The following is a 1,909-nucleotide window of genomic DNA, read 5'->3' on the forward strand; positions in this document are numbered from 1 at the left end:
ATTCTGGAAAAAGTCATCCGCTGCGCCAGCATTTGACTTTTTTGAAATTTTTAACGAAAACTCATTGTGATTTAATTAACAATAGACAAGCATCGATAATTTTCAGTTTAATGCAACACTAGTGAATGATATTGAAACAACGGAAGTCGCTATTGAAATTTATGAAAAGGAAGATTAATCGATGAAAATTACTAAAATTTCTCACAAAACAATTACTATTGAACCTATTGTAAGTTTCAAAATTGCGAGTTCAGATGATACTCGGACGGATACAGTTATTGTAAAGGTTGAAACGGATGCAGGGGTTACCGGGTATGGTGAATCTCAGCCTTCGAAAGTTGTTACTGGTAATAACATAGAAGATGTAACAAATTTCTTAACGGAAATGGACAATACATTAAAAGGTGAAAATCCTTTAAACATCGGGCGCATACATGAAATCATGAACCGCCAATACAAAGGGAAGACTGCAGGAAAAGCTGGTATCGATTTAGCTTTATATGATATTTTAGGAAAACACACAGGCCTTCCAGTTTACCAATTGTTAGGGGGATCATCAAACCAGGTAGAATCAGACATGACAATCGGAATCGATGAACCTAAAGAAATGGCGAAACTTGCAAGACAATATGTCGATGAAGGATTTAATATTCTGAAAATAAAAGTTGGATTGAATGCGAAAGATGATATAGAAGCGATTCGTTTAATTCGAGAAGAAGTTGGACCAGATATCAGTCTCCGAGTGGATGCGAACCAAGGCTACTATAAGAAACAAGCCGTCCATGTTCTAAATGAATTTTATAAGTATGGTGTGGAAGAAGTAGAACAACCTGTTCCATATTGGGATTATGAAGGTATGAAGTTTATTAAAGACAATGTAACACAACAAATTATGATGGATGAATCTGTCCTCTCACCCCAAGATGCATTTCGCGCGATTAAGGAAGAAGCATGCGATATCATCAATATTAAATTAATGAAATCCGGTGGCATTTATCCTGCCTTACAAATAAATGCGATCGCACAAGCTGCTGGCTTACAATGTATGGTAGGTTGTATGTCTGAATCCCGTATTGGGATTGCTGCTGGAGCAGCTTTAGCTGCTTCACAAAAAAATATTACTTATGCGGACTTAGATAGTTATCGTATGAGTAAAGAGGTTCCCGGCATTAAGAGTGATTTCACGCAAGAAGGTGGAATTATGACTTTGTCAGAAAAACCAGGACTAGGATTAGATATTGATTTAGAATTTTAATATTTAGTCTACAATCATATTATTAATCCCCCCAAAAAGTTAGTCATTTACTCTAACTTTTGGAGGGATTTTTATTGTCTTTAATATACGACTTAAATTAGAAAAGCAAACTCTTCGATGATTTTTTGTTCTAAGGATACACCGTTTTACTTCATTAATTGTTTGGCGGCAGTTAACCTAGGTGGTGGGCCACAGACTGGCCAAGTAGCTTTTTCATACATTTCTTCTAGATTTTCATCTGCAATGTTTCAAAGGTAAATTGTATTTAGTATTTACAGTTACCACCTTGCTCTAAAGCATCTACAATTATTGGCCTTTTATTTATAGCTTTAAGCAAACTAATCGCATTTGTTGGCCTTTCCTCTAATACAACTAGTAGCACATCATTATAAAATCTTTAAATAGAGTCCATCAGTAACTACTCTTTTCGATTCTTAAATAACTTAATTATCAGTTACAGTCCTGAATAATTCATAGTTTTTCTAAAAATGCTCTTAATCGTTGATTTGAACAACTTTATTTTAAATTACGGGGCTGGGAAAAAACCAGCTCTTAACAAACAAAAAGAACAATGAAAACCGTCGGTTTTAGATGGTCTTCATTGTTCTTTTGTATTTTTTCTGAAGATGTAGAAGTACATCCTCCTTTTCTTCG

The 1,909-nt window shown here is 34.8% G+C and carries 1 protein-coding gene; it reads left to right on the top strand.

Going from position 1 to position 1,909, the window contains the following annotated elements:
- The first annotated feature begins 181 nt into the window (after positions 1-181).
- On the top strand, positions 182-1,255 hold the full coding sequence (locus ACYVLS_RS09040) for a mandelate racemase/muconate lactonizing enzyme family protein (RefSeq protein ID WP_346025509.1): 1,074 nt from the start codon (positions 182-184) through the stop codon (positions 1,253-1,255).
- The last annotated feature ends 654 nt before the right edge of the window (positions 1,256-1,909 follow it).

The organism is Alkalibacterium psychrotolerans, from assembly GCF_054784355.1.

Bases quoted from the DNA above. Each gene is read 5' to 3' on its own strand.
- ACYVLS_RS09040 (WP_346025509.1), top strand. From the start codon at position 182: ATGAAAATTACTAAAATTTCTCACAAAACAATTACTATTGAACCTATT.